The 12917-nt window shown below is 54.6% G+C and carries 8 protein-coding genes; 4 read left to right on the forward strand and 4 right to left on the reverse strand.

Annotated features, from left to right (window positions below):
- Nucleotides 1-69 precede the first annotated feature (69 nt).
- Nucleotides 70-2550, reverse strand: coding sequence for a DUF1549 and DUF1553 domain-containing protein (locus tag F1728_RS14900; protein ID WP_228030769.1), 2481 nt, complete (start codon nucleotides 2548-2550; stop codon nucleotides 70-72).
- A gap of 540 nt (nucleotides 2551-3090) precedes the next feature.
- On the opposite strand from F1728_RS14900, the gene F1728_RS14905 reads away from it, so the two are divergent.
- The 4 genes from F1728_RS14905 (at nucleotide 3091) to F1728_RS14920 (ending at nucleotide 9411) form a co-directional block, all read left to right on the forward strand.
- Entirely contained in the window at nucleotides 3091-4437 is a 1347-nt protein-coding gene (locus F1728_RS14905) for a DUF1501 domain-containing protein (protein WP_155364778.1), read from the forward strand.
- Between the two features lie 111 nt (nucleotides 4438-4548).
- On the forward strand, nucleotides 4549-6729 hold the full coding sequence (locus F1728_RS14910) for a COG1470 family protein (RefSeq protein WP_155364779.1): 2181 nt from the start codon (nucleotides 4549-4551) through the stop codon (nucleotides 6727-6729).
- A gap of 68 nt (nucleotides 6730-6797) precedes the next feature.
- On the forward strand, nucleotides 6798-8027 hold the full coding sequence (locus F1728_RS14915) for a DUF1570 domain-containing protein (protein WP_155364780.1): 1230 nt from the start codon (nucleotides 6798-6800) through the stop codon (nucleotides 8025-8027).
- 136 nt (nucleotides 8028-8163) lie between these two features.
- Entirely contained in the window at nucleotides 8164-9411 is a 1248-nt protein-coding gene (locus tag F1728_RS14920) for an AI-2E family transporter (RefSeq protein ID WP_155364781.1), read from the forward strand.
- Between the two features lie 47 nt (nucleotides 9412-9458).
- Here F1728_RS14920 and F1728_RS14925 read toward each other — a convergent pair whose 3' ends face one another.
- The 3 genes from F1728_RS14925 to F1728_RS14935 all read right to left on the reverse strand — a co-directional run bounded on the left by F1728_RS14925 (nucleotide 9459) and on the right by F1728_RS14935 (nucleotide 12773).
- Complete coding sequence (locus F1728_RS14925; protein WP_228030771.1) at nucleotides 9459-10904, reverse strand: right-handed parallel beta-helix repeat-containing protein; 1446 nt, start codon at nucleotides 10902-10904, stop codon at nucleotides 9459-9461.
- A 173-nt stretch (nucleotides 10905-11077) separates the two neighbouring features.
- On the reverse strand, nucleotides 11078-12292 hold the full coding sequence (gene rsgA / locus F1728_RS14930) for a ribosome small subunit-dependent GTPase A (RefSeq protein WP_228030773.1): 1215 nt from the start codon (nucleotides 12290-12292) through the stop codon (nucleotides 11078-11080).
- Nucleotides 12267-12773 carry an FHA domain-containing protein gene (locus F1728_RS14935; RefSeq protein WP_145193218.1) on the reverse strand — a complete coding sequence of 169 codons (507 nt, stop codon included), beginning with the start codon at nucleotides 12771-12773 and terminating at the stop codon, nucleotides 12267-12269. Before F1728_RS14935 ends, rsgA begins: the two co-directional genes overlap by 26 nt.
- Nucleotides 12774-12917 lie beyond the last annotated feature (144 nt).

Genomic DNA, 12917 nt, shown 5'->3' on the forward strand with positions numbered 1-12917 from the left:
GAAAAAACAGCCCGTCTCAAATGAGTGAGACGGGCTGTTTTGTTTTGAGTTTAACACGGTTCACCGGGATCAATGGTTGAACAGGAACTCGCGGCTGTTACTGATGGCCCAGAGAACGTCCTGGTAGCCTTCCCGTTTGTTGGGGGCGGCTTTGACGATCTGATCGCAGTTGGCCAGTTCTTCTTTGGTGGGGTAACGACTGAAGGCGACCAGATACATTTCTGTAAAGACATCCTTATCGGGGGCCTTTTCTTTCAACAGCTGCTCAATGCGACCAGACTTGGCGGACAGCTTTGTATTAATCAGCTGACCGTTGGCCACCTGCAGCACCTGGGCCAGGTTGGGCTGGCTGGTGCGTTCGCACTCACAGGTGATGACCCGCTTGGGACGTCCCAGCGTATCCAGAAAGTAAGAGTCGTAGTTGGGATCGGGCAGCTCAATGGCCCGGGTTCCCTGGGGAACGCCGCGGAAGCGTTCCTGCGAACCGGTAATGTCATCCAGAGCATCCAGCAGGACTTCGGCTGAGAGCCGCTTCACATTGTAATGTGTGTAGAACCGTGTCTTGGCCACGTTTTCGGGGAGCGGATTTGAAGAGAGCTGATAAGCGCGGGAGTTCATGATGACCCGCATCAGTTCTTTCAGATCGTAGCCCGAATTAACAAAGTGATCGGCCAGTGCGTTGAGCAGTTCCGGGTTGGAAGCCGGATTGGTTTCCCGCATGTCGTCGATCGGTTCCACGAAGCCGGTTCCCATGTAGTAGGACCAGAAGCGGTTGACAATATTTTTCGAGAACAGGCGGTTTTCCGGGGACGTGATCCAGGTGGCCAGCGGACGACGGAAATCACGAACCGTTTTCGTGTCGATCGGCTCACCCATCAACGGAGTCGGTTCCATTGTCTTACGGGTTCGCGGATGCCGGATTGAACCGCTGTTCTTGACTTTGATGATCGTGTCCTGTCCCAGGGCACCGAATTCAACGCTCCCTTTGTTGCCGACGCGGGTGAAGAAGGCAGCCAGACTGTAGTAATCTTTCTGGCTGTAAACTTCGAAGGGATGGTGGTGACACTTGGCACACTGCAGACGGACTCCCAGAAAGATCTGCGAAGTGGCTTCGGCGAGGTCTTCGGGATTGGTTGCGATTTTGAAATAGTTGGCCGGCCCATTCTGATAAATGGATCCCTGGGCCGTAATGATCTCGTTTACGAATTTGTCGACCGGTTTGTTTTCCCGCAGCGACTGACGGACCCAGTTGGAGAAGGCCCACATGCCACCATCGCCGATCTTGTTACGGTTGATACGCAGCAGGTCGCCCCATTTCATGCCCCAATAGGCACTCCAGGCTTCGACATACACATCCCGTTCGGGATCGCCGGTCAGACCCAGCAGTTCGTCGATCAGGTAGCTGCGCTTGTTGGGGTCTTTCGATTCCAGGAACGACTTGACCTTTTCGGGGCTGGGGAGAGTTCCGATGGTATCAAGGAAGGCGCGACGAATGAAAACTTCATCCGAGCAGAGGGGCGAAGCCTCGAGCCCCAGTTCTTCGTAACGCTGTTTAATCTGTTCGTCGATAAAGTTATTGGGTTTGAATTCAGCCAGGTTGACCTTTTCTTTGTAAGGAGAGATCACGGTCGAAATTTTTGCCTGGCCCATGAAGCGGACCATGACCGCGGTCTGACCCGGTCCCTGGATTTCAATTTTGCCCCGTGGTGTGACGGTGGCGATGTTTTCAATCAGACTGTCGTATTGTGCCAGAGCGGTTACGTCCTGTTTGGAACCGTCACTGTATTCAGCGACGACGCGGAGCTGCTGAATGTCTCCCTGCTTGTAGCGACGGGACATCGGCGTCAGTTCCATGCCGACCACTGTCGGTTCCTTATCGTCGATTTCGGTGACAGCTTCGGCGATCCACTCTTTCAGGATCCGGTATTCGTAGGAGTCCTTCGCGAAGCGGCGTCCCCCGCCGTGTGCCATACCCATCGAGGCTTTCTGCAGAATCAGACTCTGTTCGGGCTGTAAAATCGAGACGCGACGCTGACGGTCGTCGCGGGCAATTGCGGGGTAGTCCTGTTCCGGTGCATAACCGAAGAGCGATAATTTAAAGCCCCCCTTACCGAACTGAGACGCATGACAGCCACCCAGGCTGCAGCCCCCCTTGTTGAGGACCGGTACCACATCTTTCACGAAGCTGACGTTCTTGCCGTTCTTCCGCGAATTAACGACGACTTCGATGACGCGCTGCTCTTTGCCCTGTGTGACCTGGATCTGACCTTTTCCTGTCTGGAGCGGCCGGACAAGTCCTTCCGCATTCACTTCCAGTACTTCAGGGGTCAGACTTTTATAGCTGGCTTCATGAGTCAGATCGCCGACGATTTTTTTGTCTTCCAGCACCGAGACCTGGATCTGGAAATAATCCAGCAGACCGGAGAGTTCGATCTGTTCCGGGGAAACCTGCAGAGCCGTTTCAGCGGCGCGGGATGTATTCAGGGCGCAGATTCCCAACAGAAATGTGGTAACCATGAGTGTGCGGTGAAACATCATTTTATTCTTCACGTGAGTCTTCCAGTTCATCATGAGATCAACTCGCTTTTGCTTGCAGTCATCCATTAGAAAATCGGTCAAACTATCTAACAGGAATCGAAGGCATCAGCAGTCGTCAGTGCGGAGCACAGGCGGGTCTGGCAGGTTGAGTGTGGTGTCAGGTGGGAATATCGTGGCTTAACATAAGAAGCCATTTATACTTAAATATACTAAAAAATAGAGAAATTGCAAAAAAAACCTCTGAATTTTAGTACGATTTCCAAGTTGGCGGGAGCGTGGTGGCGTGACTTAGTGTTCAGTGCGAAACGGGACAATACCTGTTGCTTCTTCTATTTTATCGCTATAATTTAAGCCAATCAAGGAGTGAAATTTCGCAAAGGGAATTTCTGACTTATAAAAATCAGACCGCGAAACCGATTTTATATTTGCCTACCTTACATAAACGGTTACAATTATATTAGTTAACTTCCCAAATTGTTAACGCCAACAACCAATTTTCCCTCCTAACCTTATCCCCTGATCTTCAGGGTCCTGCCACAAAAGGAGTTTCTGATGCTGAAGCTTTTCCCCGAGAAGGTTTCTAACTGTGAAACCGGAAGCCGTCGTCAATTTCTGCTGGAAGTTGGTGCGCTGAGTGCTTTTGGTATCTCGCTGGATTCCGTGCTGCGTGGTCAGGCTCATGCTTCCCAGGGTGAGTCTGGTGCACTGGCAGATCCTTCAAACGACACCAACTGTATTCTGATCTGGACGCGTGGCGGTACCAGTCACCACGATACGTTCGATCCCAAACCAAACGCCTCCGCCGATGTGCGTGGCGATTTTTCTGCCATCAGCACCGCACTGCCCGGCATTCAATTCACAGAGAAAGTGCCTCTGTTCGCGAAGCACGCGAAAGAGTTCTCGATCATGCGGAACCTGAACCCACAGAACGGGGCACACTCAACCGCTGATGCCTTCATGCTGTCAGGGCATAAGTTCAACCCTTCCGTGACCTATCCCTGCTACGGGGCGGTCATTGCGAAAACCAAGGGCTTCAAAACCAACATTCCGCCGCATATTCAGCTGGGGAACAACGTCGACCGGCGTTTCAACGGCGGCCTGGGTGGCTACCTGGGTATTCAGTACAACCCGTTTGAAATCCCCGGCGATCCCAACGCGAAGAACTTCACCGTGCGGGATATTTCTCCTCCGTCCGGGATCTCCATTGATCGGATGAAGCGTCGTCAGCAGGCTCTGTCTGCCATCGACACGCTGCAGCGTCAGGCGGATCAGAACCAGAATACATTTGAAGCTTCTGATGCTCACTATCAGAACGCTTTCAGCATGATCACCTCGGCTGATACGCAGAAAGCGTTTGACCTCAGCCAGGAATCGGACAAAACCCGCGACGAGTACGGGCGTCATAACCTGGGACAGAGCTGTCTGCTGGCCCGTCGCCTGATCGAAGCCGGTTCCCGCTTTGTGACCGTCAGCAGCGGTGGCTGGGACACGCACACCAACAACTTCAAAGGCCTGGAACGGCTGCTGCCCCCCTTCGACCAGGGCGTCACCTCACTGGTGCTCGACCTGAAACAGCGGGGCATGCTGGATAATACACTCGTTGTCTGGCTGACTGACTTCGGTCGGACCCCGGTGATTAACTCCGCCGCCGGTCGTGACCACTGGTCAACGGCTTCAACCATGATGATGATCGGTGCCGGCACTCCTTCCGGTCAGGTGATTGGTGCCACCGACGACACCGGTTCGCGTCCGGTCGGAAACGAATACTATCCGGCAGACGTTGCCGCGACCATTTACTCAAAACTGGGTGTGAAACTCGATCATTACTTTGTCTCTCCCGAGGATGGGCGTCCGCTGATTGTCTGCGAAGGACAACCCATTCCGGAACTGATGGGGTAATCTCGGTACTCCTTCCTCACAGATTGAACAGAGATCGCCCCTGTGGATATCGAGTCCAAAGGGGCATCCCTGTTTTCAGGCTCTCCATTGCGTTTATTCAGGATCAAGGTCATGCGCTGTTTCGTTTTTTCTTTAATGACTTTCAGTCTGTTCGTCTCTGCCCTGCCCCGGTTGCAGGCCGCTGATGCAAAGAAAGACGCTCCCTCCAAAATCGGTTTCCGTCAGCTGGTCGCATTCAAACCAGCCGCGGTTCAGCAGGGAGATAAACGAAAGATTCAGCTCCATTCCAGCTATACCCTGGATAACACGCACTCGGTCTTTTTCGATAAACCCGGCATCAAGATGATCTTTGCCGAGCCCAAACCGAAGGACGCGCCACGCCGTGGTCGGGGGTCGGTAGGAACGCCTTTCGCATTTGACGTTGAGGTTCCCCAGGATCAGCCCGCACGGGTTTACGAGTGCCGCGTCGCCACCGATCAGGCGGTCTCCAGCGTGACGCATCTGCTGGTCACTCCCTATCCGGTCATCGAAGAAGAGGAAAAGAAAGAAAATAATTCCTTCGACACGGCTCAGGAAGTGACGGTCCCCTCGACGGTCTGTGGACTGGTAGAAAAATCAGAAGATCTGGACTGCTACAAGTTCAAAGGGAAAAAAGGCCAGGAGATCACCATCCAGGTCTATGCCCAGCGGGTCACTGAAGCGATTCACACGATGCAGACCTCGAACGTTTACCTGATGGACTCGATCCTGACCCTGTATGGACCTCAGAAACAGATCGTCGCGCAGAACGACAACTATTACAAATCCGACTCACTGATCACGTACAAGCTGCCCGCGGATGGCGAGTACGTGTTTGAGATTCGCGATGCCCGCTATGTGGGTACTCCCAAATACGCTTACTGCATTGAAGTCAGTGACACTCCGTTCGTGAACTTCACTTACCCGCTGGCTGTACAGAAAGGGAAAACACAAGACGTCGAGTTGCACGGCTTTGCCCTCAAGGGAAATACGAAAGCGACCTTCTCCGGTGCTGATGCACAAGAGACTGGCTGGGCACAACGGACCTTCACGACTCCTGCCGGGAAAACGAATGCTGTCTGGACCCTGGTCAGCGAGAATCCTCAGGCAGCAGCTCCGAATACCAATACCTCGCTGGAAACTGCATTTCCGCTGACTCTGCCGATGGGCGTCAGCGGCCGGTTGACCGAAGAGGGACAGACGCACTTTTATTCTTTCAAAGCGAAGAAGGGTCAGTACTACTCCTTCGATCTGATGGCCAATCGAATTGACCTGCCTTTGGACTGTGTGATGGAAGTGGTCGACAATAAATCGAAGCCACAGCGGATCTACGTTAACGGAGGCGCGAATTCTGAAGCCGACGACGGCCTCTCGACGAAAGACGCCAATTTCTACTTCCAGGCACCTGCGGACGGTGAGTACTACGTGACCGTTCGCGACCTGCACGACCGGGGTGGCGAACGGTTTGCCTATCACCTCTCGGCAGAACTGAGTGGCCCCGAGTTCGAAGTGCATGGCGAATATTATTATGCCCAGATCGCTCCCGGGACCAACATGATGTGGTTTGCCCGTGTGAAGCGGCTCAACGGTTTTGACGGACCGATTGAGATGAATATCGAGGGTCTGCCGGAAGGGGTCACTTTCGAACCGGTCACCCTGCCCTCTGGCGTGAATGACTGCGGTCTGATTCTCAAGGCATCCAAAGATGCCCCGATCAATGCCGCGCTGGTGAAGATTTCCGGTAAAGCCAAAGTGCCCGGACCGGATGGCAAAGAGATTGAAATCGTCCGCGAAGGACGTATCACCGCGGAAATTCAGTCACGTGGTGGCGGACAGGCCCGCTGGCCGATCAACACCTCAATCGTGGGTGTGACCAAGCCTCTCGACCTGCTGGAAGTCACTGCAACGCCGACTGAAATCACACTCAAACCGGGTGAATCAGCCGAGATCAAAGTCAAAATCAAACGCAGTGATGCGTATAAAGATCCCGTGACTCTGGCGACCGCCTTCGAGTATTTCAATTCCAAGTTTGGTCTGCAACTGCCGCCCGGAGTGAGCCTCTCCAAGAAGAGCAAGACGCGTCTGGCAGGGAAGACGCTGGAAGGAACGCTGATTATTGAAGCGTCCGACAAAGCAAAACCGATCAAACGCTTTCCGTTTGCAGCGATGGCCCGCGTGGGGATTACCTTCTCCATCACGACCAACTATGCATCCAACGTGATTTATCTGACGATCACGGATCCGGAAGGAAAAGACAAGCTGGCGAAGAAATAGGGATCGACTTCGGTACCTCTCCCCTCTATTCTGGAAGTAACGTTCACTTCTGCGTAGAAAGTTCATGCATGATCTGGAGAGATTACCGTTCCGATGCCCTCATCCGACAGGCTGCAACCACTGTGTGTACTCTGCTCGTGGTGCTCTGCAGTTGTCTGGCGTTGCCCGAGCCTCTCTCCGCGCAGACCAGCGTGCGTCCCCCATCTTCAGAGGAGACGGCACCGCCGTTGTATGAGTTTACTTTTCTGGATGAGCAGAAACAGGGACAGACACTGAAAGGGGCGCTGATTGTCGAGGCACGCGATGGTGGCGTGGTGATGCAGACCCGCGACGGTCGGCTGCTGACCGCGACTCCCGAGCAGCTGAAAGCGAAACGTCGCCTGGAGGAACCGTTCACGCCTCTGGGGAAAGCAGAGCTCACAGAACAACTGACTCGCGAATTTGGACCGGGTTTCGAGGTTACCCAGACGAAGCATTTCACAATCTGCAGTCAGGCGGGGAAGCGGTATTCCCAGTGGTGTGGTTACCTGTTTGAACGGCTTTATAAAGTGCTGCACAATTACTGGGACAGCAAGGAGCTTCCGCTACATGAACCGGAAGTTCCTCTGATCGCGGTGATCTTCAAAGACCGCGCGGCTTTTGAAGCGTATGCGAGTCAGATTCTGGGCGAAGGGGCGGCTGGGACACACGGCTTTTATTCGATCCAGTCAAACCGGATGGTGCTTTACGATCTGACCGCGGCACCCGGAGAGCGGCCCGCTTTTACCGATGCTGACATTATTCGAAAACTGCGCAAGTCGCCGTTCAACATTGCGACCGTGATCCACGAGTGCACACATCAGATCGCCTTTAATGTCGGGTTGCACACGCGGTTCGCTGATAATCCGCTCTGGTTGACCGAAGGGATGGCCACCTACTTTGAAACTCCCGATCTGGGAAACAAGACCGGCTGGCGGACGGTAGGACGACCGAATCCCTGGCGGATCAGGCAGTTTGTCGATTATGCCCGCTCGCGGCGTAAACCCGATTCCCTGCAGACGCTGATCGCCTCAGATCAGCGATTTCAGGATGCGGAATCGGTATTGGATACGTATGCGGAGGCCTGGGCGTTTTCCTACTTCCTGATCAAGACGCATCGGAAGCAGTACGAAGAGTACCTGCGTCTGATCGCTGCGCGGAAGCCGTTGATCTGGGCGACTCCTGAGGAACGTCTGCAGGTATTTCAGTCCGTGTTCGGCGATGATCTGGATCGCCTCAATCAGGAATTCCTGAATTACATGCGACAAATAAGTCGCTGATACCGCTTTTTCTCTTTGCAACGTCATGGTTTATGAGTATGGTGCGCATACCATCGGGGAAACTGCGTACGGCCTCAGTACGTTGTTTCCCGGAGCTACAGGAACTCAATGCACCACTCCGTAAAGGGCTTCCGCCATGTCGTCGAATTCTCTGCAACCTTCGGATGAGCAGGCCAAAGTGATCACGGGCTGTCTGATGTTGCTGTCAGTCATTGCCCTGGCCTTTGTGTTTTATATTACCAAGGCCGTGTTGATCCCGTTTGTGATTGCGATTTTCATCGTGACCATTGTGACGCCGATTGTCGACCTGCTGGTCCTGAAGTGGAAAATGCCGCATATTGTCGCGATCTCCGCGACGCTGCTGCTGGTGCTTTCAGTTGGTTTTCTGCTCATTATGGTACTGATCTACTCGACTCAGCAGGTGATTGCGAAAGCAGAGACGCAGTACAGCGAGAAGCTGGGGATCTTTATCGGTTCTACATTCGATACGGCGAAGGAACTCGGTGAGCCGAAACCGGAAGAATCCAAGGAGTCCAGCGAGGATACGGCAGCCGAAGCGGAACCTGCGGTGGCAGAACGTCCATCTACTGCCGAAGCCCCGACAGCTCCCGTGACACCCACGGCTCCTGTCGGTTCTGCGGTCAGAGAGGCACCGGTCGAAGCCCAGAAGCCCCCTGCCGGCTGGTTTGAGAAAATGGGTGTGGATCTGAATAAGTTACAGAAAATGACCACGGACTACATGAAACAGTTCCTGAAGGAGGTTGCCTTCAGCACTATGCAGACGGCGCTCAGTTTTACGACGACTTCTTTCTTTGTGGCGATCTTTGTGATCTTCCTGCTGGCGGGCCGTGATCCACAGGCTGTCGTCAAGAATAAGCTCTATTTCGAGATCGAACAGAAAATCCGCAGTTATATTACTACCAAGCTGATCATCTCGCTGGTGACGGGGATCCTGGTGGGAGTGACGCTCTCGCTGTTCGGACTGGAACTGGCGCTGGTGTTCGCGATATTGACCTTCCTGCTGAACTTCATTCCTTCGGTGGGATCACTGATCGCGACTTTACTGCCGATTCCCGTGGCGGTGGCGCAGTTCTCTGACAGTCCCTGGACGATTGCCGGTGTGATTCTGATTCCCGGCGGGATTCAGATGGCAATCGGTAACGGCATTGAACCCAAGATCATGGGCGAAGGTCTGCAGCTGCATCCCGTGACCGTCCTGCTGGCTTTGTCCTTCTGGACGCTGCTCTGGGGCCCCATCGGAGCGATTCTGGCCGTGCCGATCACTGCCGGGATTCGTATCGTACTGATGCGGTTCGAATCGGGGCAGACCGCAGGGAACCTGCTCGCCGGAATCTTGCCCGGCGAGTCGACGACGGTCGCGTGAGCGATCGGTTCCCGATAGAAGTCAGATCGTATCCATTGCTGCCGTGCTTAATACACGGTCATCGTGTTGGAGACTTCCGTGCCCGGTCCGACGTCGATGTCGCCTGAGACGAGGTTATCGGTGATCTGAATTTCCTGGCCACCTGAAACGCGAATCGCGAAGTTCTTTTCGCCTTCGGTAATCAGGCAGTCGGAGACGCGGGACTGTTTCACATTCTGCAGCAGGATGCCCCCATTCTGACAGCGACGGATGGTGCAGTTGGTGATATTCATTCGCGCGCAGTTTTCGAGGATCAGTCCGGCGGGAACGTCCCGGGTTGCGAGAATGTTTAACGCGTTGAGTGTGCAGTCGGTACAGTCTTTGAAGACGTTTGCATCTTTCGTCTTGGCACGGTAATCGGGGTTGCGGTCCATGAGGTTGGAGCCAAGGACGATGTGGGCACAGTCTTCGACCAGCAGGTTATGTTCGTAGGCCTGCCAGAGTGTGTTGCCGGTGATGGTGATGCCCCGGGCATGCTGCAGATGAATGTTGGTGGCGACATCGCTCATGGAGTTGTCCGCGATCGCGAAGTTACCGACCTTGCGGGGATCTTCAGGGCCGTTGCCGATGAAGCGAACGTTCGCGGAGTTGGGGGCGTTGTTCGTGTGCTGAATGGTGCAGCCGAAGATCGCGCCTTCCCGCAGTGAACCTTGCGAAATGTCGAACAGGATGTTGGCGGTGGGCGGTGTTTTTTCGCCCATGTTGCCTTCAATGTCGCAGTTACCGATCTGGATATTACGGATTTCACTTTCGCGAACGACGATCCCGCCCTGCTTATTATAGCTGATGTGTGAATCGGAAATGTTGACCTGGTGCAGGTTCAGCTTTTCGAGGTAGATGCCGACCCCTTCGTTTTCGTAGAGGTGGCAGTCGTCGATGGCGACGTTCCGGTTGCGTTCGGTCAGGTGAATGCCGTGCAGCGCCTTGCGGACGACCAGCCGGGTGATCGTGATCTGCATGGTTTTGATTGCCTGGACGCCGATCGCTTCCGGATGTTTGCCGACGATCTCGATGCCGTCAACCATGGGGCTGCGTTCCTTTTCCCAGACGACGGGCTGAAATGTTTTAGGACTTGCGGTGCCATTGTGGGTGCCGATGAACTTGAATGCGGGACCGGCGCCTTCCATCAGGATCGTGGCGGTGCCGTCACCCGAAATGGAGGTCGGACCGACTTTGGTCAGATCAATCACGATGGGCTTCGTCAGCCGATACTGTCCGCGGGGAAAGCGGAGTGAACCGACCGAAGCATTGACCATCTGCTGGAGGGCGGTGGTATCGTCGGTCTGGCCGTCTCCTTTCGCACCGTAGTCCAGGACGGTTTTCATACCGGTTGTGGGAGCTTTGGCCGCCGGTTCCTGGCTCAACAGCTGGCTGGAATCGGTGGCGGGTAACAGGAAGAGTCCCGAGAGGACGAACAGGGCCAGGCAGATGGTAACGCAGGTTCTGAGTTTCATGGTGACGGCTTTCAATGCGGGATCGATACAGGCAGGAGGTCGAGATCGCGCGGACGCGAATAGATCGTTAATGAACCTAATAAAGGCCCCATCGAGTCTAAGCAACTCGTGGGAGAGGATCAACTGCGGGGCTTAAGAAAATGCAGCCTGGCCTGTCGAGAAGAGATCACGTGCTACTGGTGGTAAACGGGTCGGGGGTCGTCCCCGGCGATGATTTTAAGATAGCTCTGATAGCGTTGGCGGGAGATGAAGTCGTTGTGGACCGCGCGTTTGATGCCGCAGTTGTCTTCGTGGGTGTGCGAGCAGTCGGGAAAGCGACACTGGGGCACGAAGGCGTGGAATTCGCGGAAGAAGCCTTCGACTTCTTCGGGGCTCACATCCCAGAGCTGGAGCTGACGAATGCCGGGAGTGTCGACGACCCAGCCTCCGGTGGCGATTTCCAGGAGGACTGCAGAGCGCGTCGTGTGTTTCCCTTTTCGGTTCTCCTGGCTGATCTCGGCGGTCTCCAGTGAGAGGCGGCTGTCGATCTGATTGAGCAGCGAAGACTTGCCGACCCCACTCTGCCCGGAGAAGACGGATTGTTTCCCTTTCAGCAGGGAGCGGAGTCGCGGAATGCCGGTACCTGAGACCACGCTGGTTAAGACGATGTCATAACCCAGCTGCGCGTAGACGCCGATCAGCGGCTGCAGTTCAATGGGATCGACCAGGTCGATTTTATTGATGCAGATGATGGAGTGGATGTTTCCTTTTTCGGAGCTGATCAGAAAGCGGTCGATGAGTGAGGGCTTGAGCGGGGGATCATCGGCGGAGACGACGATCACGGCCTGGTCGATGTTGCTGACCAGGATGTGTTCGCGACGTTTACTGCCCCGCGAGAGGTACGAGCGACGGGGCTCGACCCGTTCGATGACGGCCTGGTACTCATCCCCTTCGGGGCGAATCAAAACATGGTCGCCGGCGACAACGGCATTGCGGTCATCGCGGGACATGGTTCGCACCAGGCGTCGCACGGTGCATTCATAACGGTTGCCGTCTGCGGTCTGGACGACGGAGTTGAGGCCCTGGGCGCGAATCACTCGTCCGGGCAGGCAGTTGGACTCATCGATGTCGATGACAATCTCGGTGCCGTCCTCCGTCTCCTGTTCGACTCCCATGACGGTGCGGTGGCGGGTTAAATCCCCTTTGCCGGTCAGACGCTCGCTGGCATCCATGTACTGCGAGTCGACTTGTTCGTCCACCTGGTGGCTGGAGAGTTTGTTTTTCCGGACCTTCTTCTGACGATTCTTTTTGAAAGCGACCCGGATCTTTTTGCCTTTTTTCTTCGCCACTACGGTTTCGGCTCCCGCGCCGTCTGAAATACGTTCATGATGCGTCTTCCTGATCGTCATCCGGGTCGGTCAGGAATTTGAGTCCCAGTTCGTCGTCGGTCATTTTAGATTCGTCATCCGGAAGTTCGATCTTTTTGGGTGCCCGGGCCGGCGGGGCCATGGGTCGTTCCGGACGGCGCTCCGGTTTGACCAGCCCTGCTTTTTCCATCAGGCTCATTTCGAACGGATTCTCTTCTTCCGGCGGCGGTTCATCGGACTGCGGAGTATAGTTGATTTCGTATTCATGCTTAGCGATCGCAACTTTGTCGCCGGGCAGGAGCCACTTCATGTCGCAGCGCTGGCCGTTGACTTTGATGCCGTTACGGCTGTTCATATCGCGGATACGCCAGTAGCCGTTAATGAATTCGAGCTGGCAATGATGCGAAGAGACATTGGGGAACTGCAGCGTGATGTCGCATTTGCTGCGGCGGCCCACGAGCAGAACTTCAGAAAGCAACGGGATGGGATCGCCCCCTCCACAGGGGTTGAGTTCACCTAACATAACGTATACCTGGTACCTCTATTAGCTGTTAATTACCAGAATTTCATGTATTGCCCGCTCGATATTAATCTATACCGCTGGCCACACATTATAAAGTCAATCTCTTTAGAAAAGTCAGAAATTGGGGATAGTTCAAGGGTTCCA

The organism is Gimesia benthica (assembly GCF_009720525.1).
GTDB lineage: Bacteria > Planctomycetota > Planctomycetia > Planctomycetales > Planctomycetaceae > Gimesia > Gimesia benthica.

Coding starts and splice junctions, on each gene's coding strand:
- F1728_RS14925 (WP_228030771.1), bottom strand. CDS start 10,904: ATGAAACTCAGAACCTGCGTTACCATCTGCCTGGCCCTGTTCGTCCTC.
- F1728_RS14920 (WP_155364781.1), top strand. CDS start 8,164: ATGTCGTCGAATTCTCTGCAACCTTCGGATGAGCAGGCCAAAGTGATC.
- F1728_RS14905 (WP_155364778.1), top strand. CDS start 3,091: ATGCTGAAGCTTTTCCCCGAGAAGGTTTCTAACTGTGAAACCGGAAGC.
- rsgA (WP_228030773.1), bottom strand. CDS start 12,292: ATGACGATCAGGAAGACGCATCATGAACGTATTTCAGACGGCGCGGGA.
- F1728_RS14915 (WP_155364780.1), top strand. CDS start 6,798: ATGATCTGGAGAGATTACCGTTCCGATGCCCTCATCCGACAGGCTGCA.
- F1728_RS14910 (WP_155364779.1), top strand. CDS start 4,549: ATGCGCTGTTTCGTTTTTTCTTTAATGACTTTCAGTCTGTTCGTCTCT.
- F1728_RS14935 (WP_145193218.1), bottom strand. CDS start 12,773: ATGTTAGGTGAACTCAACCCCTGTGGAGGGGGCGATCCCATCCCGTTG.